The sequence below is a fragment of the Janthinobacterium lyxosi genome, assembly GCF_051380665.1.
Taxonomy (GTDB): Bacteria; Pseudomonadota; Gammaproteobacteria; order Burkholderiales; family Burkholderiaceae_D; genus Janthinobacterium.
Genome location: NZ_JBNYXM010000004.1, coordinates 204,173 through 224,165, shown reverse-complemented (window position 1 = coordinate 224,165; position 19,993 = coordinate 204,173). Strand labels below are relative to the sequence as shown.

The 19,993-nt window shown below is 62.6% G+C and carries 17 protein-coding genes; 16 read left to right on the top strand and 1 reads right to left on the bottom strand.

Annotation, left to right across the window (positions count from 1 at the left end; all coding sequences use genetic code 11):
* Positions 1-59: 59 nt before the first annotated feature.
* From ACQ4WP_RS05795 to ACQ4WP_RS05745, 11 genes are all read left to right on the top strand, one after another.
* The gene (locus ACQ4WP_RS05795) at positions 60-665 is read left to right on the top strand and encodes a toll/interleukin-1 receptor domain-containing protein (RefSeq protein ID WP_436519139.1); all 606 of its coding nucleotides are present in this window, start codon (positions 60-62) and stop codon (positions 663-665) included.
* Between the two features lie 19 nt (positions 666-684).
* The gene (locus ACQ4WP_RS05790; RefSeq protein WP_436519084.1) at positions 685-3,165 is read left to right on the top strand and encodes a tetratricopeptide repeat protein; all 2,481 of its coding nucleotides are present in this window, start codon (positions 685-687) and stop codon (positions 3,163-3,165) included.
* Between the two features lie 94 nt (positions 3,166-3,259).
* Positions 3,260-3,997 carry a 5'/3'-nucleotidase SurE gene (surE, locus tag ACQ4WP_RS05785; RefSeq protein WP_436519083.1) on the top strand — a complete coding sequence of 246 codons (738 nt, stop codon included), beginning with the start codon at positions 3,260-3,262 and terminating at the stop codon, positions 3,995-3,997.
* A gap of 9 nt (positions 3,998-4,006) precedes the next feature.
* Positions 4,007-4,897, top strand: coding sequence for a protein-L-isoaspartate(D-aspartate) O-methyltransferase (locus ACQ4WP_RS05780; RefSeq protein ID WP_436519082.1), 891 nt, complete (start codon positions 4,007-4,009; stop codon positions 4,895-4,897).
* 58 nt (positions 4,898-4,955) lie between these two features.
* Complete coding sequence (locus ACQ4WP_RS05775) at positions 4,956-5,870, top strand: peptidoglycan DD-metalloendopeptidase family protein (RefSeq protein WP_436519081.1); 915 nt, start codon at positions 4,956-4,958, stop codon at positions 5,868-5,870.
* A gap of 8 nt (positions 5,871-5,878) precedes the next feature.
* The gene (gene rpoS, locus ACQ4WP_RS05770; protein WP_436519080.1) at positions 5,879-6,910 is read left to right on the top strand and encodes an RNA polymerase sigma factor RpoS; all 1,032 of its coding nucleotides are present in this window, start codon (positions 5,879-5,881) and stop codon (positions 6,908-6,910) included.
* 135 nt (positions 6,911-7,045) lie between these two features.
* Positions 7,046-8,389, top strand: a complete 1,344-nt coding sequence (rlmD, locus tag ACQ4WP_RS05765; protein WP_436519079.1) for a 23S rRNA (uracil(1939)-C(5))-methyltransferase RlmD — start codon at positions 7,046-7,048, stop codon at positions 8,387-8,389.
* 399 nt (positions 8,390-8,788) lie between these two features.
* Positions 8,789-10,723, top strand: a complete 1,935-nt coding sequence (locus tag ACQ4WP_RS05760; RefSeq protein ID WP_436519078.1) for a glycosyl hydrolase family 18 protein — start codon at positions 8,789-8,791, stop codon at positions 10,721-10,723.
* Positions 10,724-10,804: 81 nt separating this feature from the next.
* On the top strand, positions 10,805-11,839 hold the full coding sequence (locus ACQ4WP_RS05755) for a cupin-like domain-containing protein (RefSeq protein WP_436519077.1): 1,035 nt from the start codon (positions 10,805-10,807) through the stop codon (positions 11,837-11,839).
* Positions 11,840-12,108: 269 nt separating this feature from the next.
* The gene (gene cfa / locus ACQ4WP_RS05750; RefSeq protein WP_436519076.1) at positions 12,109-13,284 is read left to right on the top strand and encodes a cyclopropane fatty acyl phospholipid synthase; all 1,176 of its coding nucleotides are present in this window, start codon (positions 12,109-12,111) and stop codon (positions 13,282-13,284) included.
* 12 nt (positions 13,285-13,296) lie between these two features.
* Positions 13,297-14,142, top strand: a complete 846-nt coding sequence (locus ACQ4WP_RS05745) for a LysR family transcriptional regulator (protein ID WP_436519075.1) — start codon at positions 13,297-13,299, stop codon at positions 14,140-14,142.
* A 60-nt stretch (positions 14,143-14,202) separates the two neighbouring features.
* Here the strand turns inward: ACQ4WP_RS05745 and ACQ4WP_RS05740 are convergent, their stop codons facing one another.
* Positions 14,203-14,889, bottom strand: coding sequence for a Bax inhibitor-1/YccA family protein (locus ACQ4WP_RS05740; protein WP_034752039.1), 687 nt, complete (start codon positions 14,887-14,889; stop codon positions 14,203-14,205).
* Between the two features lie 221 nt (positions 14,890-15,110).
* Here ACQ4WP_RS05740 and ndk point away from each other — a divergent pair, with 221 nt between their 5' ends.
* From ndk to ispG, 5 genes are all read left to right on the top strand, one after another.
* Positions 15,111-15,527, top strand: a complete 417-nt coding sequence (gene ndk, locus ACQ4WP_RS05735; RefSeq protein WP_070223377.1) for a nucleoside-diphosphate kinase — start codon at positions 15,111-15,113, stop codon at positions 15,525-15,527.
* A 127-nt stretch (positions 15,528-15,654) separates the two neighbouring features.
* The gene (gene rlmN, locus ACQ4WP_RS05730; protein WP_436519074.1) at positions 15,655-16,830 is read left to right on the top strand and encodes a dual-specificity RNA methyltransferase RlmN; all 1,176 of its coding nucleotides are present in this window, start codon (positions 15,655-15,657) and stop codon (positions 16,828-16,830) included.
* Between the two features lie 11 nt (positions 16,831-16,841).
* Positions 16,842-17,642 (top strand): type IV pilus biogenesis/stability protein PilW, encoded by an 801-nt coding sequence (pilW, locus tag ACQ4WP_RS05725; RefSeq protein ID WP_436519073.1) that lies wholly within the window; start codon positions 16,842-16,844, stop codon positions 17,640-17,642.
* Between the two features lie 13 nt (positions 17,643-17,655).
* Positions 17,656-18,597 (top strand): RodZ domain-containing protein, encoded by a 942-nt coding sequence (locus ACQ4WP_RS05720; protein ID WP_436519072.1) that lies wholly within the window; start codon positions 17,656-17,658, stop codon positions 18,595-18,597.
* Between the two features lie 38 nt (positions 18,598-18,635).
* Positions 18,636-19,934 carry a flavodoxin-dependent (E)-4-hydroxy-3-methylbut-2-enyl-diphosphate synthase gene (ispG, locus tag ACQ4WP_RS05715; protein WP_436519071.1) on the top strand — a complete coding sequence of 433 codons (1,299 nt, stop codon included), beginning with the start codon at positions 18,636-18,638 and terminating at the stop codon, positions 19,932-19,934.
* Positions 19,935-19,993: the final 59 nt, after the last annotated feature.

Here is a 19,993-nt window from a genome sequence, read left to right as displayed (position 1 = left end):
ATGCCTTGCAGGATCAAGGCGCGGCGATGGCAGGGCCGCACGGGGAACAGGGGGATGCCATGGAGATCCGCTACGGCTGTTTCTTGAGCTATGCACATGGCCAATATGCGTTCATGAACAAGTTCAAGAATGATCTCATCGAGGCGCTGGCGTGCTATCTGGAGCCGCACCTCGACCGCGAGGAAGTGCTGTTCATCGACAGCGAGCAACTGGGCGGCGGCGACGATATCGACCTGCGCGTGGCGCGCGCCATGTGCCAGAGCGTCTGCATGATCGTGCTGTACACGCCCAAATATGAAGCGCACGGCTATACGCGGCGTGAATTTGCTGCCATGCAACTAATCGAACAGGAGCGGCGCGCCTGGTATGAACTGCCCAGCCACCTGATCATCCCCATCATCATGACGCGCCATCCGCACGGCTTGCCGCCGCAAATCACGGAGTCGGGCCTGTACGTCGATTTCTCCGGCTATACGCTGGCCAGCGGCGACCTGAAGTCGAATCCGCAATATCTGCCCGATATCGAACGCATCGTGCAGCGCATCGCCACGCATTACCACTTGCTCAAGCGGTCGACACCGCCCGGCCACGATTGCAGCCGTTTCGTGTTGCCCGCTATCCCGCCGGAATGGCGCGCCATTCCGCCTCCCCACTTTCCACGTTAATCACGTAAAAGGTCCCGTCATGGAATGCCAACGCCTCTCCCTGCCACCTTTGAGCGCCCCTGGCGAAGTCGTCACCTTCTATTCCTACAAGGGCGGCACCGGCCGCACTATGGCCCTGTCGAACATCGCCGTCCTGCTGGCGCGGCGCGAAAACGCCAGCGTGCCCGTGCTGATGCTGGACTGGGACATGGAGGCGCCGGGCCTGCACCATTATTTCGAGCAGCACGAGGAGCGACCGGGCGTGCTCGAGTTCTTCGAAGCGTGCCGCCAGCAGCTCGAGCGCATCAGCCTGGAAACGGCGGGCGCGCGCGCCGGCGGGCAGGCCAGGGGGCGCGAAGATGGGGGACGCGAGGACGCGGCGCTGGCCCGGCGCGTGCTCGACGCCATCGACTGGCAGCAATACGTGGTGCGCGTCGACCAGGGCAGCCCGCTGTACCTGATGCGCGCGGGGCGTTTCGATGCCAGCTACAGCGAGCGCCTGGCGCAGATGCGCTGGGACCAGTTGTTCGACAGCTGCCCGGCCCTGTTCCGCTGCTTTGCCGATACCCTGGCCCAGCATTTCCGCTACGTGCTGGTCGATTCGCGCACGGGCCGCACGGACAGCGCCGGCATCTGCACCACTTTGCTGCCGAAAAAGCTGGTGGTGGTCTTCACGCCGAACCGGCAAAGCCTGGAAGGCGTCGATGCGCTCGTCACGCGGGCCATCGAGTACCGCCGCAGCCATGAAGACGAACAGCGTCCGCTGCTCGTGTATCCCTTGCCCTCGCGCATAGAAATGGGCGACGGCGCGCAGCGCGCCGAGTGGCGCCGCGGCGACGCGCACAAGGGCATCGCCGGCTTCCAGCCCCTGTTCGAGCGCCTGTTGCGTACCTCCTACGGTTTGCCGCAGATTTCCCTCGACAGCTATTTCGACGAAGTCCAGCTACAGCAGACGAAAACCTTTGCCTATGGCGAGCAACTGGCCGTGCGCATCGATCAGGGCGGCGACCGCTTTTCCCTCACGCGCACCTTCGAAGCGTTCCTGCACTGGCTGACGGGCGGCTATTTTCCATGGCAATCGAGCCGTGAAATCGCCTTGCTGGGCGCCATCGGCGAAGCGCGCCAGGCCTTGCTGCTCGAGCCGGGCCGCGCCGTGGCCCTGCCGCTGGCGCGCGACCTGGCCCGCCTGGGCGAGCTATACCGCAAGGATGGGCGCAGCGCGCAGGCGCTCGATGCCTTCCGCCAGAGCGTCGAGATCCGGGTGCGCCTGCTGGGCGAGGAACATCCCGACAGCCTGGGGTGCAAGAGCGGCATGGCGCGCCTGCTGCGCCAGCTGGGCAAGCTCGATGAAGCCCGCTTCCTGGAAGAAGACGTGCTCGACGTGCGCGAGCGCGTGCTGGGCAGCGAGCATCCCGATACCCTGGCCGCCCGGGCCTGCCTGGCGCAAACCCTCTTGCTGCAAGGAGAGCTGGCGGCGGCGCTGCTGCTGCAGGATACCGTGCTGGCAACTTGCGCGCGCCAGCTGGGCGGCGAGCATCCGCTGACCCTGGAGGCGATGGATGGCCGCGCCACCACCTTGCTGCGCATGGGCCGGCTGGCGCAGGCGCAGCAAGTGCTGGGCACGGTGGTAGTGGCGCGCGAGCGCCTGTTTGGCGCCGAGCATGGCGATACCTTGCGCAGCAAGCTGGCCCTGGCGCAGGTGCTGGGGCACGAAGGCGACCTGGAAGGCGCGCGGCGTCTGTTCGTTGCCGTGCTGCAGGCGCAGGAGCGGCGCCTGGGCGGCGACCATGCGGCTACCCTGGCCACGCGCGACTTGCTGGCCGATATCGTGGCCGGGCAGGGCGACTGGGCCGGCGCGCGCCAGCTGCACGAAGACCAGGTGGCGGCGCGCGAGCGCACGCACGGGCTCGACCATCCTGAAACCCTGATGAGCCAGCGCAAGCTGGCCGAGGCGTTGCTGCGGCGTGGCGAGCTCGATGCGGCGCGCAGCATGCAGGAGCAGGTGCTGGAAGTGCATGCACGCCTGCTGGGCGAAGACCACCTCGATACCTTGCACAGCAAGAAGCAATTGGCTGGCACCCTGCTGCAGCAGGGCGACAGCGAGGCGGCGCGCCTGCTGGAAGACGCGGTGCTCAGCGGCAGTGACCGGCTGTTGAATGCGCCCGTCACGGGGCATGCGGACAGCGTGCTGGACGGCGCCCGGCATTTGCAGGAAACCATCCTGGCTGGCCGCGCCAACGGGCACGAAGGGGCCGAACCGGACACCCTGGCCAGCATGATCTTGATGTTGCAAGGCATGATAGAGCGCGAACAGTATCCGCAGGCGGGCGAACTGGCCGAACATTTGAAGTCCTGCCTGCTACGCCCGGGGGTGCCAGGCAAGCTGCGCAGGCGCGGCATGGCGCAGCTGAAAAGAATGTATAAATTGCAAGGTGATCTGAATGCCTTGCTGGCTTTGCAGGAGGATGAAGTACAGGCGCTGGAAGGGGCGTTGTCGGAGGCGCGCATCGAGCAGCGCTGACCTTGCGCGCGATGTTCGCGCGGCGGCACAAATAATGCAGTCTATCGGTGCGTGGCACGCGCAGTGTTGGCATTGCTTCAGGTAAAATCTCGTTATGAGAATTCTTATCAGTAACGACGACGGTTACCTGGCGCCAGGTCTGGCGGCCCTGGCCGACGCGCTCGCGCCCATTGCCGAAATCGTCGTGGTGGCGCCCGACAGCAATCGTTCGGGCGCGTCCAATTCGCTGTCCCTGGACCGGCCCCTGTCCGTACACAAGGCTGCCAACGGCTTTTATTTTGTCAATGGCACACCCACCGACTGCGTGCATGTGGCGCTGACGGGCATGCTGATCGAGCGCCCCGACCTGGTGGTCTCCGGCATCAACAACGGCCCCAACATGGGCGACGACACCCTGTATTCAGGCACCGTGGCCGCCGCCACGGAAGGCTATCTGTTCGGCATTCCCGCCATCGCCTTTTCCCAGTCGCAGTTTGGCTGGGCCAACCTGGACGCGGCCGCCCGCGTGGCGAGGGAAATCGTCGAGCGCCAGTTTGATGCCCTGCAGAAACCGTATTTATTGAATGTGAACATACCCGCCATCCCTTACGCGCAATTGCAAGGCACGGTGGCCACGCGCCTGGGCAAGCGCCATTCGGCTGAGCCCGTGATCCGCGCTCTCGATCCCCGTGGCCGTGAAATCTTCTGGATCGGTCCGGCCGGTGCCGCCAAGGATGGCGGTCCGGGTACGGACTTCCATGCCGTTGAACATGGACAAGTATCGATCACGCCGCTGCAGATCGACCTGACGCATACCACCCAACTCGATGCACTGGCAAAAGGCCTGGCATGAACGCTCACTATGACTGACAAGCCGCGTACCTTCCCCCTTTCCCTCGATTCGCTGGCCGGCAAGCCCGCCAGGCAGGGCGGGGGGCAGTCGCTGGCCCAGTCCAGGATCGCCACGCCGCAGACAGCCACGCAGAATGCGGCGCAAAATGCGGCCAGGGGAGGCGCGCCGTACCAGGCTGCCACGTTGCCCATCGCGCCATCGCGCGCGCAGGCCATCGCCAATGAGCGGGCGCAGCCGGCGGTGGTGTCGCCGCCGCGGCAAAATCCGCTCGTCTCGGAGGCCGTGCGCCGGGCCATGGTGGCGCGCGTGGCGAAACAGGGCGTCAAGGACCAGGTGGTGCTCGACGCCATGCAAGCCGTGCCGCGCCACATGTTCATGGACGAGGCGCTGGCGTCGCAGGCGTATATCGACGCGTCCTTGCCCATCGGCCACCACCAGACCATTTCGCAGCCGTACATCGTGGCGCGCATGATCGAAGTGATGCGCCAGGGCGGCAGCTTGCAGCGCGTGCTGGAAATCGGCACCGGCTGCGGCTACCAGGCGGCAGTGTTGTCGCTGGTGGCGAAAGAGGTGTTTTCGATCGAGCGCATCCGGCCTTTGCACGAGCTGGCGAAGGCCAATCTGCGCCCGCTGCGCGTGGCAAATCTGCGCTTGCAGTACGGAGATGGTATGCTTGGCCTGCCGCAGGCGGCGCCCTTCGACGGGATCATCCTTGCCGCCGCCGGCCTGGAAGTCCCGCAAGCCTTGCTGGAACAGCTGGCGCCCGGCGGGCGTCTGGTTGCGCCGGTGGGGGCTAAATTGCAACACTTGCAACTCATTACCCGGGTGGGGAAAATGGAGTGGACCAGCCAAACCCTGGAAGATTGCCATTTCGTGCCTTTGCGCCCGGGCACCATATGATCCCCGGATCAGCTAGCAAGCAGGACCTGAATATACATGCGAATGATTAAGAAAACGAATGATTAAGAAAAACAATGTACTCCTCTGCAGCCTTGCGCTGGCCGCCCTGTTGAGCGGTTGCGGCACCACGGGCGTCCAGGCGCCAGTGGTGGAGCGCCATCCATCGGGCAGCAGCGCCGCCGCCAGCGATCCGCGCGACCGCGACCCGGCCTACTATACGGTCAAGCGCGGCGACACCCTGCTGCGCATTGCCCTGGAACACGGGCAGAATTACCGCGACCTGGTGACCTGGAATGACTTGAGCAACCCGAACGACATCAAGGTCGACCAGGTGCTGCGCGTGTTACCGCCAAATGGCGACACGGGCGGTGCGCAGACGTCGGCCATCGTCATGCCACCCGTCACGGAAATCAAACCGGCCGCGCCTGTCGTGCCGAAGAAAACCGGCCCGCGCGGCGAGAAGCGTGCGTATTCCGACGCCACCCTGGCCGAATTGCGCGCCGACGGCGGCGCCAGCGACACCAAGCCTGCGCCTGCGCCAGCAGCAGCTGTCGCCGCCGCACCGGCCGCCGCGGCAGCCCCTGCGGCATCGGCGCCTGGCGACGAGAAGATCAGCTGGATGTGGCCGTCCGAAGGCAAAGTCATCGGCACTTTTGACGAAGGCAAGAACAAGGGCGTCGATATCGCCGGCAAGGCGGGCCAGCAAGTGGTGGCCGCTGGTGCGGGAAAAGTCATGTATGCCGGGAGCGGAATCCGTGGTTATGGTAATCTTGTTATCGTGAAGCACAGTAATAGCTTGTTGTCGGCGTATGCGCATAACCGCAGCATCCTGGTGAAGGAAGGGCAGAACGTCAACAAAGGCCAGGCCATCGCCGAAATGGGCGATTCCGATGCCGACCGCGTGAAGCTGCACTTTGAAATCCGCCAGCAGGGCAAGCCTGTCGACCCATCGAAATTCCTGCCTAACCGTTAGGTAAAGCAATGACACACGCGCCGCACGATCAGCTGGACGATGACCCGGAACCGCCGGAAGACGTGGCGGACGAAGTCGTGACGGACGAGGCCGGCGAGCTCGATGGTATTGATGCCGTCGACGCGGGCGAGGGCGGCGAGGTGGCCAGCGTCAGCGTGCTGGTCGAAAGTGTCGATGAACTGAAAAAAGTGCTGGCGGCCGAACTGTCAACCGATACCACGCAGCACTATCTGAACCAGATCGGCACGCGGCCCCTGCTGACGGCGGCGCAAGAGGTGCATTATTCCACCCTGGCCAAGCAGGGCAATTTCGAAGCCCGGCAAACCATGATCGAGCACAACCTGCGCCTGGTTGTGTCGATTGCCAAGCATTACATCAACCGCGGCGTGGTCTTGCTCGACATGATCGAGGAGGGCAACATCGGCCTGATGCGGGCCATCGACAAGTTCGAGCCCGAACGCGGTTTCCGTTTTTCCACGTATGCCACCTGGTGGATACGCCAGAGCATCGAGCGCGCCATCATGAACCAGGCGCGCACGGTGCGCCTGCCCGTGCACATGGTGCGCGAACTGAACCAGATCCTGCGCGGTAAATACCACCTGGAAGCCCAGCATCACGATGGCAAGGATGCCACTGCGGAAGACATCGCCCACCTGGTGGGCCGTCCCGTGGAAGAGGTGCAGGATATCCTGGCCCTGTCCGAGCACGCCACCTCGCTCGACGCGCCGCTCGACAACGATCCGCAGTCGTCGCTGATGGACATGCTGCCCGGCGCCAGCGAAGACAGCCCCGACGCGCGCGCCGAGCACCATGAAATGACGGTGCTGGTGCGCGATTGGCTGACCAAGCTGCCCGACAAGCAGCGCGTGGTCATCATGCGCCGTTTCGGCCTCGACAACGACGATCCGGCCACCCTGGAAACCCTGGCCGAGGAAATGGGCGTGACGCGCGAAAGAGTGCGCCAGATCCAGCAGGAGGCGCTGATTAAGTTGAAGCGCGCCATGGCGGCGCGCGGCGTCGTGAGAGATTCCCTTTTGTAGGCCTCCCGGTCCGGCTGTTGCGGGCCTGCATCTGCTATCATACGCCCCGCTCGCGGCGCCTGACCTTCCCCCCCCCCATTCTTTCAAGTTCCAGCGCGGCCCTGCGTCCTGGCCCACTCTTACCTATTGATCGCTATGCAAGAAAATATCATCGAAATCAAATCGCTCGACATGGACGCCCGTGGCGTTGGCCATATTGAGAACGAAGACGGCTCGCCGGGCAAGGTCGTGTTTGTCGAAGGCGCATTGCCGGGCGAGCGCGTCAGCTTTGTGACGTTCAAGAAAAAGAAAAACTGGGAAATGGCCCGCATGACGGCGCTGCACCGCGAATCGTCGATGCGCGTGACACCCAAGTGCAAGCATTTCGACAATTGCGGCGGCTGCTCGATGCAGCACCTGGAACCGTCGGCGCAGGTGGCGATCAAGCAGCGCGTGCTGGAAGACAACTTGTGGCATATCGGCAAGGTGCGTCCGCAAAGCATCATGCGGCCCATGTATGGCCCGACCTGGGGCTACCGCTACCGCGCGCGCCTGTCGGTGCGCCACGTGAAGAAGAAAGACGCCGTGCTGGTGGGCTTCCACGAAAAGAAATCGGCCTTTGTCGCCGACATGGATAGCTGCGAGATCTTGCCGCCGCATATTTCGGCCATGCTGCTGCCCCTGCGCGCGCTGATCGGCTCGCTGTCCATCTTCGAGCAAATGCCGCAGATCGAGCTGGCCGTGGGCGAAGACGTGACCGCCATGGTCTTGCGCATCATGGCGCCGCTGACGCCGGATGACGAAACGAAATTGAAGGCCTTTGCCGACGAATACGGCGTGCAATGGTGGTTGCAGGTGAAAGGGCCGGAAACGGCCGTGCCGTTCTATCCGCTCGACAAGCAATTGCACTATCTGCTGCCGGAATTCGGCGTCAAGATGCCGTTCAAGCCCGTCGATTTTACGCAAGTGAACCATCACATCAACCGCGTGCTGGTGTCGAAGGCCCTGCGTTTGCTGGAAGTGCAGCCGACGGACCGCGTGGCCGACCTGTTCTGTGGCCTGGGCAATTTCACCTTGCCGCTGGCCACGCAAGGCAGCGCAGTGGTGGGCATCGAAGGCAGCACCACGCTGACGGAGCGGGCGCTGGAAAACGCGCTGGCCAATGGCCTGGCGGAAAAAACCTCATTCTCGACGCGTAACCTGTTCGAAGTGACGACGGACGACCTGATCGCGCTGGGCAAGTTCGACCGCATCCTGGTCGACCCGCCACGCGATGGCGCCATGGCCCTGTGCCAGGCATTGGTCGGCTTGTCGCAAGTGCGTCCCGACATGCTGCCGAAACGTATTGTCTACGTGTCGTGCAGCCCGTCGACCCTGGCGCGCGATGCCGGCATCCTGGCGCTGGAAGCGGGCTATGTGCTGAGCAAGGCGGGCGTGGTGAACATGTTCCCGCATACCTCGCACGTGGAATCGATGGCGGTCTTTGATTTGCCTCAATAAGTCTGCCTGGCGCGGCGGGTGGCCAGGCAGGCACCCGCCGCTGCCGTATTCAACGGCACGGCACGCTACCGCAATACCACTTACAGCGTGTTATAAAACTGGTCTGTCTTTTCCTGTTCCAGCGTCTTTTTTCATCCTCTCTCTGCCGTTTTTTTGATTGTCCAGTAGGACAACGCGCCGTCTACCTGTACTGCTGCGCTTTCTGCACGAAGTGGTATTGCCCACTTTGAGGCCACTTCAAAACCACTTGACCGCCTATTTTTTCAGCAGCATGCTGTTCTTGCAGCTGCAAAAAAACAAAATCACAGGGTAGCTTTTTATTGAAGCAGAGTGGTATTTCCGCAAACCTGAACAGGAGACAGCGTGGAAAATTTAATACTCAAAAAAACGATCAGGAACATGATGGTATGTCTGGCCAGCGGTGGCGTGCTGGCGGCATGCGGTGGTGGCGGCGACGCCAGCGCACCGGGTGGCTCGCAATTGCTGGCGGCCAGCACGGTAGTCGCCTGCGTGCCATGGCAAGAGGGCGGCACCTACACTGCCGGCACGGTGGTCACTTACCTGGGCGCCAACTACACGGCCCTGGTGACGCAGACCGATCACGTGGGCTCGGGTTGGAACCCCGTCTCCACGCCTAGCCTGTGGAGCGCCGGCGGCACCTGCGATGGCGGCACCACGCCGACCCCGACACCGACACCGACGCCCACCCCAACACCAACGCCGACCCCGACACCGGTGCCGACGCCGAACCCGACGCCCACCCCGACGCCGCCCCCAACCGGCGGCACCTGCGCGCTGGCGTGGGTGGCGGGCACGGCTTACAGCGCGGGCGCCACCGTCAGCTATGCAGGCACGAATTACCGTGCCAACTACTGGACGCAGGGCGACAACCCGTCGACCAGCAGCGGCGCCGCGGGCACGGGCAAGCCATGGACCAGCCAGGAGATCTGCAGCATCACGCCAACGCCAACCCCAACCCCAACCCCAACCCCAACCCCAACACCTACTCCGACTCCGACTCCGACACCTACTCCGACCCCGACACCGACGCCAACGCCAACGCCAACGGGCCGCGAAGTGGGTTCGTACTTCGCGCAGTGGGGCGTGTATGGCCGCGACTATGAAGTGGCGAACGTGCATTCCAGCGGCGTTGCCGACAAGTTGACCTTCATCAACTACGCTTTCGGCAACATCTATCCGAAAAACGGCGGTTATGAGTGCGGCATGATCACCAAGGCCGAACCGGGCGCGACGAATCCGAATTCGCCGGACGCGGGCACGGGCGGCGATGCCGAGGCCGACTACATCCGCACGCCGAAGCGCACTGTCGATGGCCAGGCCATCCCGTGGGACGCTCCCCTGTCGGGCAACTTCCTGCAACTGAGAAAGCTGAAGGCGGCGCATCCGAACCTGAAACTGTTCATCTCGCTGGGCGGCTGGAGCTGGTCGAAGAATTTCTCTGTCGGTTCCGCCACGGACGCCCTGCGCAAACAGATGGTGCGCTCCTGCATCGATATTTACATCAAAGGCAATTTGCCGGTGCAGGGCGGGCGCGGCGGCGTGGGGGCGGCGGCCAACATCTTTGACGGCATCGACATCGACTGGGAATATCCGGTGGGCGGCGGCCAGCCGTACAACACGGTCAGCCCCAACGACAAGCGCAACTTCACCTTGCTGATGGCGGAATTCCGCAGCCAGCTCGATGCGCTCGGTGCCGCCAACGGCAAGCGCTACCTGTTGACGGCGGCCGTCGGTGCCGGCAAGGACAAGATCGACAACACGGAACCGGCCCTGTACTCCCAGTACATGGATTGGATCAACCTGATGACCTACGACTTCCACGGCGGGTGGGAAAACAGCACCAACTTCAACGCCCAGCTGTATGCCGACCCCGCCGATCCGTCGACGGGCATGGCACGCGAATACGTGGGCGACAAGGCGGTGCAGTACATGATTGCCGCCGGCGTGCCGCGCGACAAGCTGCTGCTGGGCATACCGTTCTATGGCCGCGGCTGGACGGGCGTGGCGCCGGGACCGAACGGCGATGGCCTGTACCAGGCGGCCACGGGTACGGCGCCAGGCACGTATGAGTCGGGCATCGAGGACTATAAAATCCTCGTCGCCAAGACCGGCACGCGCTACTACCATCCCGTGACCAAGCAGCTGTACCTGTACACGGGCGCGGGCGGCCAGTGGTGGAGCTATGACGATCCGACCGTCATCGGCACCAAGGTGAAATATGTCAAGGACCAGGGCTTGCGCGGCGCGTTCTCGTGGGAACTCGATGGCGACGCGAATGGCGTGCTGGCGACGGAGGTGTGGAAGGTACGCTAACCGCGTGCTAGCGTAGGAGGATGCGGCCGGGCGGCACACGCTGCCCGGCCGCTTGTTCGCATAAAAATCAGGAGACGGGCGATGGCGGCGGTATCGACATTGGAAATGAAACAGCTGGAACAGGAGCTGAGCCGCGAGTGGCGCAGCTGGATCGCGGAAAACCTCATGCTGGGCAGTCATCCGTCGGCGCTGATGCCTGTGCTGCAACAGGCCGGCATCGCGGAAAGCCTGGCGCGCCGCGAAGTGGAGCGGGCGCTGCACAGCCCCTACCTGGCGGGCGCCGTGCGCCTGTCGAACCGCCTGGCCAAGCGTGACTGGGTGATCGACATCCAGCGCAAGCTGAACCAGCTGCGTTCCCCGGAAATTCCCCGCCGCGACAAGCTGTCCGCGCAAGCGTTTCTGGACGAATACTATTCCACCAACCAGCCCGTGATCATCACTGGCATGCTGGACGACTGGCCTGCCATGGCCAAGTGGAGTCCGGCCTATTTCCGCGAGCACTACGCGCAGCGCGAGGTGGAGGTGCAGTTCGGCCGCGAAGCGGACGCGCAATACGAGATGAACAGCGTGGCGCACAAGCGCAAGATGGCCTTTGGCGAGTACGCCAGCCTGGTCGAGAGCAGCGGCACGACCAACGATTTTTACATGACGGCGAACAACAATTCGCAGAACCAGCAAGCCTTGCGCGAGCTGTGGGGCGATATCGGCCAGCTGCCCGAATACCTGGAGCAGAGTGGGGGGCCCACGGGCTTCCTGTGGTTTGGCCCGGCCGGCACGGTGACGCCATTCCACCACGACCTGACGAACAACTTCATGGCGCAGGTAAAAGGGCGCAAGCGCCTGCGCATCATGGCCGCCTGCGAGGTGGCGCGCGTGTACAACCAGCGCCACTGTTTTACCCCCGTCGACGGGCGCGACATCGACTTGCAGCGCTATCCGCTGATGGCTGACGTGCAGATGCGCGAATGCGTGCTGGCACCGGGCGAAATCCTGTTTTTGCCCGTCGGCTGCTGGCATTTCGTCGAGGCGTTGGATATTTCCCTCACAGTTGCCTTTACCAATTTCAAATGGGATAACGATTTTTACAGCAAGTATCCCTCGAATCACGACTTTTGATCGCGCTGCCGAATGGCGCGAACCTGCCGCGAACAGCCGCCGTACAGGCGGCTTTTTTCATGCTTCAGAGCGTTTCATGCGAAAAATATCTCCACAAAATATTTCACTAAAATAACTTTAGAGCAAAATTTTTGATATGAATGGCCATGATGTTTCATTATCCAGATGTAGATGAGGGGTAGATAATTTTATTGCTGGTGCGCCGCCGGGCCGTTGAGTGAACGTGCCGGCGCGCGCCAGCACCGACAACCATCTGGAGGCGGCAGGGCATGAACACGCAGCAAACGACACAAGCAGCTATGCAGTTACAGCAAACACCCGCACTCAGGCTCGACACGCGGCTGACCCGCGAAGCGGCCGAATTGCTGGCCAGGGCCGGCATCCATTTGAATGGCCGCGCCGCCTGGGACATGCAGCTGCGCAAACCGGGCGTGCCTGAACGGGCTCTCGCCAGCGGCAACCTGGGCCTGGGCGAAGCGTACATGGATGGCGACTGGGATGCGAACAAGCTCGATGAATTCTTTTGCCACCTGCTGCGCGCCAGGGTGGCCGACGATGTGCGTCCCATGCGCCTCGCCTTCCATGCGCTGACTGCGCGCCTGTTCAACCTGCAGACGGAGCGCCGCGCCTGGATGGTGGGCAAGGAGCACTACGACCTGGGTAACGCCTTCTATGCGGCCATGCTCGATCCGCGCATGACCTATACCTGCGGCTACTGGAAGGATGCGGCCAACCTGGCCGAGGCGCAGGAAGCCAAGCTCGATTTGATCTGCCGCAAGCTCAGGCTGGAACCAGGCATGCGCGTGCTCGACATCGGCTGCGGCTGGGGCAGCTTCATGCGTTATGCCGTCGAAAAATACCAGGTGCGATGCGTGGGCGTGACCATCTCGAAAGAGCAAGTCGCGTACGCGCGCGGCATGCCGGGCGGAGAGCAGCTGGACTTCCGCCTGCAGGATTACCGCGACACGGATGAAAAATTCGACCGCATCGTCAGCATCGGCATGTTCGAGCACGTGGGCCACAAGAACCACTGCGCCTTCATGGAAGTGGCGCACCGCTGCCTGGAAGACGACGGCCTGTTCCTGCTGCATACCATCGGCAAGAACAAGCGCCATTCCACCTGCGACCCGTGGATCGACAAATACATCTTCCCGAATGGCGATCTGCCGTCGATCGGCCAGATCGGCGACGCCATGGACGATCTGTTCGTGGCCGAGGACTTGCACAACTTCGGCGCCGACTACGACAAGACCCTGATGGCCTGGCATGCGAATGTCGAGCAGGCGTGGCCGCAGTTCTCCGCCCAGCTGGGCGAGCGCTTCCACCGCATGTGGTCGTACTATTTGCTGTCCTGCGCGGGCGCCTTCCGCGCGCGCGACCTGCAGCTGTGGCAATGGGTCTTGTCGAAGCAGGGCGTGCTGGGAGGGTATGAGCGTGTCAGCTGATATCATGGCTTGATGGATATCAATCAAGCGCGTACCTTCCTGGAAGTGGCTTCCTGCGGCAGTTTCATCATGGCGGCTGAACGCATGCACGTGACGCAGACTGCCGTCAGCGCCCGCATCCGCACCCTCGAGCAGCAGCTGGGGCGCCAGCTTTTCGTGCGCAACAAGGCGGGCGCCCGCCTGACGTCGGCCGGCGAGCGCTTCATGCGCCATGCAGCCACCATGGTGCAGGTGTGGGAACGGGCGCGCCAGCAGGTAGCCCTGCCGCCGGGGCGCAATGACGCCGTCAGCATCGGCTGCGAACTGAGCCTGTGGCAGCCGCTGCTGGGCGACTGGCTGATACGCATGAGCCGCGATTGCCCCGAGATCGCCTTGCGCGCAGAAGTCGACAGTCCCGCGCGCCTGCTCGACGCCGTGCACGACGGTTCGCTCGACCTGGCTGTGCTGTACAACCCGCCGCAGCGCCCGGGCCTGGCCAGCGAGCTGCTGGCCGAGGAAAAGCTGGTGATGGTGACCACGCGCGCCGACGGGCAGATGCATGCCGATACGTATGTGTATGTGGACTGGGGACCCAGCTTCGCGGCCAATCACCAGGCGACCTACCCGGAGTTGAGCAGCCCGCCCGTCTCGATTTCGCTGGGACCGCTGGCCCTCGTGTACCTGCTGGACGTGGGCGGCACCAGTTACTTTCGCATCGGCTCTGCCCAGCCCTACCTCGATGCGGGCCTCTTGCACCGTGTGCGCGACGCGCCCGAATTCTCGCATTCCGCCTATGCCGTCTACGCGGCCCAGCGCGATAACCCCACCCTGGACCGTGCCCGCGCCTGCCTGCTGGAGGTGGCGGAGAAGATCAAGTGATGTGGCAGACGTAAAAAAGCCGACCCGAGGGTCGGCTTTTTGCTTTCCTAATCGCAGTGATTAGTCGCGGCTGCCGCCGGCGAAGCCCAGCAGGGAGAGCAGGCTGGTGAAGATGTTGTACACGTCCAGGTAGATGCGCAGGGTGGCCGAGATGTAGTTGGTCTCGCCGCCGTTGATGATTTGCTGCACGTCATACAGGATGTAGGCCGAAAAGATGGCGATGGCGACCATGGAAATCACGATCGACAGTGCCGACAGGCCCAGGAAAATGTTCGCCACCGATGCCAGGATCAGCACGATCACGCCGGCGAACAGCCATTTGCCCATGGCCGAGAAGTCGCGCTTCGACACCGTGGCAATCGTCGCCATCACGGCAAGAATGGTGGCCGTGCCGCCGAACGCCGTCATGATCAGCATGCCGCCGTTCGAGTAGCCGAGCGTGCGCGTCAGGATAGGCGTGAGCATCAAGCCCATGAAGAAGGTAAAGCCCAGCAGGACGGCGACGCCGAGGCCCGAGTTCTTGGTTTTTTCAATCGCGTACATGAAGCCGAATGCGACGGCCATGAAGATGATGAAGCCCATGCCGCCGGTCAGCATCGGCAAATGCATTTGCACGCCGATGAAGGCGCCCAGCACGGTCGGTATCATGGACAGTGCCAGCAGCCAGTAAGTGTTGCGCAAGACCTGATGGCGGACTTGCTGCATGCCCCCCGACAGGTCAAAGGTGCGTTGCATGTTCTGATTCATATTGCCTCCGTGTTGTCAATTCAAATTACTGCTTTACCCAAGGATAGCATGAGGGCCGGAATTTGCCAAAAAAGCAGCTTAAGATTTCATTAAACTCAAGCGGCAGGGAAGGATGCCCCCTGCCTGTCTGGGTGATATGGGGTGGAGTATGGTAAAATCAAAGGTTGATTGAGTTATCAATTTACCGTTTTAAACCTTACTTTTTATTGGAGTTTTCACACATGGCAATCGAACGCACCCTGTCGATCATCAAACCAGACGCAGTTGCAAAAAACGTAATCGGTCAAATCTACACCCGTTTTGAAAACGCTGGCCTGAAAATCGTTGCAGCACGCATGACCCAACTGTCGCGCGAACAAGCTGAAGGCTTCTACGCAGCGCACAAAGAACGCGGCTTCTTCAAGGATCTGGTCGACTTCATGGTTTCCGGTCCCGTCATGATCCAAGCCCTGGAAGGCGAAAACGCCGTTCTGGCCCACCGTGACCTGATGGGCGCGACCGATCCGAAGAAAGCAGAAAAAGGCACGATCCGCGCCGATTTCGCCGATTCGATCGACGCTAACGCCGTACACGGTTCCGACGCTGTCGAAGCTGCTAAAGTGGAAATCGCTTACTTCTTCCCAGAACTGAAGGCTTAATTGCCTTAGATAACGTTATTTCCTGGCGTTATCTGTGAAATAACTTATTACCCCCTGTTCCCGCTGCGCTGTGGTGGCTTTGACCTCCTGATGCGCGCGGGGACGGATTTTTAGAATAGACATGATCATGAATACGACGACCCTCACCAACTTGCTGGACCTCGATCCCGCGCAACTCATCGCCTACTGCGCCGAGTTGGGAGAGAAACCGTTTCGTGCGAAACAATTGCAACGCTGGATACACCAGTTCGGCGCCTCCGACTTCGACGCCATGACGGACCTGGCCAAGTCGCTGCGCGACAAGCTGGCCACGCGCGCCGAAGTGCGCGCCCCGGCCATCATCAGCGACCACACGTCGACGGACGGCACGCGCAAGTGGCTGGTCGACGTGGGCAATGGCAATGCCGTGGAAACCGTGTTCATTCCGGAAGAAAACCGCGGTACCCTGTGCATCTCGACCCAGGCCGGCTGCGCCGTGAACTGCCGTTTCTGCTCGACGGGCAAGCAAGGCTTCAACCGCAACCTGACCGTGGGCGAGATCATCGGCCAGCTGTGGATGGCCGAATTTGAATTGCGCCGCACCAAGGGCATCGAGCCGGGCCCGAAAGGCGAGCGCCAGATCACCAACGTGGTGATGATGGGCATGGGCGAACCCCTGCTGAACTTTGAGCCGACCGTCACGGCCCTGAAATTGATGCTCGACGACAACGCCTATGGCCTGTCGCGCCGCCGCGTGACCCTGTCGACCTCGGGCGTGGTACCGATGATGGACAAGCTGTCGCAGGAAGTGCCGGTGGCCCTGGCCGTCTCGCTGCACGCCTCGAACGATGCGCTGCGCGACGGTTTGATTCCCCTGAACAAGAAATACCCGTTGAAGGAATTGATGGCGGCCTGCAAGCGCTACCTGGAATTTGCGCCACGCGATTTCATTACCTTCGAGTACTGCATGCTCGATGGCGTCAACGACAGCGACGAGCACGCGCGCGAACTGCTGGCGCTGGTGCAAGACCGCGAGTTCGGCGTGAACTGCAAGTTCAACCTGATTCCCTTCAATCCCTTCCCCGAGTCGGGCTTGTTCCGCTCGAAAAATCCGCGCATCAAGGCGTTTGCCCAGGTACTCATGGACGGCGGCATCATCACCACCGTGCGCAAGACGCGCGGCGACGATATCGATGCGGCTTGCGGCCAGCTGGCCGGCGAAGTCAAGGACCGCACGCGGGTGCAGGAACGCATGGAAAAGATGACTGAGTATCAACAGAAATTTGGCGCCAATTTCGGCAAGATCGTGGAGATCCGCTCCTGATGAGGGAAGGCATGGCTTACCAACGCTCGCTCGCTGTGGCCGCTGTCTGCCTGGCTGTGCTGCTGGTCGGCTGTGCTTCTGCTTCTTCCGCAAGCCGCGTCACGGCCGTTGGCCAGGACAAGCAGGCAAGCGCCGATGAGCGCGCTGCGCTGCGCCTGCAGCTGGCCAGCGCGTATTATGCGCAAGGCCAGCTCGACGTGGCCCTGGCGGAAGCGGAGCAAGCCGTGCAGCTGGCGCCAAACGATGCGCAGGCCTATGGCGTGCGTGCCCTGATCCTGGCGGCCCGGCGGCAAACTGTGCCTGCCGAGAAAGATTTCCTTTACGCTTTGCGCCTTGCGCCCCACAATCCTGAGTTGAGCAATAATTACGGCCTGTTTTTGTGCCAGACGGGACGCGCCGCGCAATCGCTGGCGTATTTCGATGCGGCGCTGGCGGATGCAGCGTATGTGTCGCCGGAAAAAGCGCTCAACAATGGGGGCGCTTGCAGCCTGGCCCTGCATGATTACCCGCGTGCCGGCGCGTACTTGATGCGCGCGGTACGGATCGCACCGGACGTGGCAGTAACGAATGCCGGCCTGGTGCGTGTGTATTACCAACAGCAAGACTACCGGCAAGCGGCTTATTATCTGCAGCGGCTCGGTAAGATGGCAACAATGGAGAGCCAGACGGCCGATGTGCTGTGGCTCGGGATCAAGGTGCAGCATAAGCTCGGGGATGCGGGTGCGGAAGCTGGCCTGGGGGCGCATTTGCGCAACCACCATTCCGGCTCCCCCGAATATGCTGCTTATCAAAATGGGGCGTTTGATGAGTGAGACAGGGATACCAATGAATTCAGAGTGGGCAGAAACGCCTCAGCAGCAGCCCCAGGGCAATCTGGCGTTGGCAGGCGCACAGTTGAAGGCGCAGCGCGAAGCGCTGGGCTGGCCGGTGGAACAGGTGGCAGACCAGCTCAAGCTGGCGCCACGCCAGGTGATCGCGCTGGAAGCGGGCGACATGGCGGCCTTGCCGAACGTGGCCGTGGTGCGCGGTTTCGTGCGCGCCTATGCCAAGGTGGTCAAGCTCGACGCGGCACCGCTGGTAGCCATGATCGAAGTGCATCCGGCGCCGGCGCAAGACCCGGCTGTCGCGCCCGTGCGGCGCGAGATTTCCGCCACCTTCTCCGAATCGCGCTTTCCGTCGATGACGCAGCGTTCGTCGAACCAGACTCCCCTCTGGATCGCCGGTGCCGTGGTCGTGGTCGTGGCTGCCGCTTTTGGTGCGTACAAGCTGGGCTATGTGCCGGCCAGCCTGCTGGCGCAAGCCGACAAGGAAGCCGTGCATCCGAACGTGGTTGGCCCCGTGGAGACGACCCTGGTCAAGCCGGGGCAGGATCTGTCGCCCGTGCAGACGCCGTCCGTGCCGCTGATCTCCGTGCCGCCGCCTCCTGGCAACGACACGCAGACGGGTGCGCCGGCCGCGTCCGCGCCGGCAGCCGCGCCAGTCGCGACGCCAGCGGCGGCGGCCGTCACGCCGCCTGCAGCGGCCGTGGTCTCGAATGCGCTGGTGTTGAAGGTGGAGCAGGATTCCTGGGTCGAGATTCGCCGTCCTGGCGCCGCGCCGCTGATTTCGCGCATGGTCAAGGCTGGCAGCACGGAAACGTTTGATATCACGGGACCGGCTACCCTGGTGGTAGGCAAGCCGGCTGCCGTGCAGGCAACCTTGCGCGGCGCCAAGCTGGATTTGCCGACTGTGGCGGGCGGCACGATCTCACGCGTTAATATCAAATAAGCATCAAACAAGTATCCAATAACTCACAAGACACTATTATGGCTACCTCGAAAACAGCGATCGGCTCCGGTCCTTCCGGCCGGCGCGACAGCCGCAAAGTGCTGATCGCGCACGGCCAGCGCCAGATCTGGGTGGGCGGCGACGCCCCCGTGGTGGTGCAGTCGATGACGAACACGGATACGGCCGACGCCATCGGCACGGCGATCCAGATCAAGGAACTGGCGCGTGCCGGTTCGGAACTGGTGCGCCTGACGGTGGACCGTCCGGAAGCGGCTGCGGCCGTGCCGTATATCCGCGAGCAGCTCGACAAGATGGACATCGACGTGCCGCTGGTGGGCGATTTCCATTACAACGGCCATACCCTGCTCAACGATTACCCCGATTGCGCGCGCGCGCTGTCGAAGTACCGCATCAATCCCGGTAATGTGGGCAAGGGCGCCAAGCGCGACACGCAATTTGCGCAAATGATCGAAGCGGCGTGCAAGTACGACAAGCCGGTGCGCATCGGCGTGAACTGGGGCAGCCTCGATCAAGCCTTGCTGGCGCGCATCATGGATGAAAACGCGGGCCGCGCCGAACCGTGGCCGGCGCAAGCGGTCATGTATGAAGCGCTGGTGACGTCGGCGATTGAAAACGCCGTGCGCGCCGAAGAACTGGGCCTGGCTCGCGACAAGATCATCCTGTCGTGCAAGGTTTCGGGCGTGCAGGACCTGATCGCCGTGTACCGCGAACTGGCGCAGCGCTGCGACTATCCGCTGCATCTGGGCCTGACAGAAGCGGGCATGGGCAGCAAGGGCATCGTGGCGTCCACCGCGGCCCTGTCCGTGCTGCTGCAAGAGGGCATTGGCGACACCATCCGCATTTCGCTTACGCCCGAGCCGGGTGGCGACCGCACGCGCGAAGTCATCGTCGGCCAGGAAATTTTGCAAACCATGGGCTTGCGCAAGTTCGCGCCCATGGTGATTGCCTGCCCGGGTTGCGGGCGCACGACGTCGACCACCTTCCAGGAATTGGCCGACAACATCCAGACGTATCTGCGCGAGCAAATGCCGGAATGGAAGAAATCGTATCCGGGCGTGGAAGCGATGAACGTGGCCGTCATGGGCTGCATCGTCAACGGTCCCGGCGAATCGAAGCATGCGAACATCGGCATCAGCCTGCCCGGCACGGGCGAGTCGCCGGCCGCGCCCGTGTTTGTCGATGGCGAAAAAGTCGTCACCCTGCGCGGCGAACGCATCGTCGAGGAATTCCAGGACATCGTCTTGAAGTATGTAAAGAGTCACTACGGCGTAGCTGGGGTTTCGAGTGACATGTCGCTCGCCAGCGTAGCGGTCTAGGCTTGCAAGCCTGGATTCCTTAATACGCCCAAAATTGAACAGCAATCGTAGCTAACAAA

What these genes read in the sequence shown, in the direction of transcription:
- ACQ4WP_RS05795 (WP_436519139.1), top strand. Translation starts at nt 60, where the DNA reads ATGGAGATCCGCTACGGCTGTTTCTTGAGCTATGCACATGGCCAATAT.
- ACQ4WP_RS05790 (WP_436519084.1), top strand. Translation starts at nt 685, where the DNA reads ATGGAATGCCAACGCCTCTCCCTGCCACCTTTGAGCGCCCCTGGCGAA.
- surE (WP_436519083.1), top strand. Translation starts at nt 3,260, where the DNA reads ATGAGAATTCTTATCAGTAACGACGACGGTTACCTGGCGCCAGGTCTG.
- ACQ4WP_RS05780 (WP_436519082.1), top strand. Translation starts at nt 4,007, where the DNA reads ATGACTGACAAGCCGCGTACCTTCCCCCTTTCCCTCGATTCGCTGGCC.
- ACQ4WP_RS05775 (WP_436519081.1), top strand. Translation starts at nt 4,956, where the DNA reads ATGATTAAGAAAAACAATGTACTCCTCTGCAGCCTTGCGCTGGCCGCC.
- rpoS (WP_436519080.1), top strand. Translation starts at nt 5,879, where the DNA reads ATGACACACGCGCCGCACGATCAGCTGGACGATGACCCGGAACCGCCG.
- rlmD (WP_436519079.1), top strand. Translation starts at nt 7,046, where the DNA reads ATGCAAGAAAATATCATCGAAATCAAATCGCTCGACATGGACGCCCGT.
- ACQ4WP_RS05760 (WP_436519078.1), top strand. Translation starts at nt 8,789, where the DNA reads ATGATGGTATGTCTGGCCAGCGGTGGCGTGCTGGCGGCATGCGGTGGT.
- ACQ4WP_RS05755 (WP_436519077.1), top strand. Translation starts at nt 10,805, where the DNA reads ATGGCGGCGGTATCGACATTGGAAATGAAACAGCTGGAACAGGAGCTG.
- cfa (WP_436519076.1), top strand. Translation starts at nt 12,109, where the DNA reads ATGAACACGCAGCAAACGACACAAGCAGCTATGCAGTTACAGCAAACA.
- ACQ4WP_RS05745 (WP_436519075.1), top strand. Translation starts at nt 13,297, where the DNA reads ATGGATATCAATCAAGCGCGTACCTTCCTGGAAGTGGCTTCCTGCGGC.
- ACQ4WP_RS05740 (WP_034752039.1), bottom strand. Translation starts at nt 14,889, where the DNA reads ATGAATCAGAACATGCAACGCACCTTTGACCTGTCGGGGGGCATGCAG.
- ndk (WP_070223377.1), top strand. Translation starts at nt 15,111, where the DNA reads ATGGCAATCGAACGCACCCTGTCGATCATCAAACCAGACGCAGTTGCA.
- rlmN (WP_436519074.1), top strand. Translation starts at nt 15,655, where the DNA reads ATGAATACGACGACCCTCACCAACTTGCTGGACCTCGATCCCGCGCAA.
- pilW (WP_436519073.1), top strand. Translation starts at nt 16,842, where the DNA reads ATGGCTTACCAACGCTCGCTCGCTGTGGCCGCTGTCTGCCTGGCTGTG.
- ACQ4WP_RS05720 (WP_436519072.1), top strand. Translation starts at nt 17,656, where the DNA reads ATGAATTCAGAGTGGGCAGAAACGCCTCAGCAGCAGCCCCAGGGCAAT.
- ispG (WP_436519071.1), top strand. Translation starts at nt 18,636, where the DNA reads ATGGCTACCTCGAAAACAGCGATCGGCTCCGGTCCTTCCGGCCGGCGC.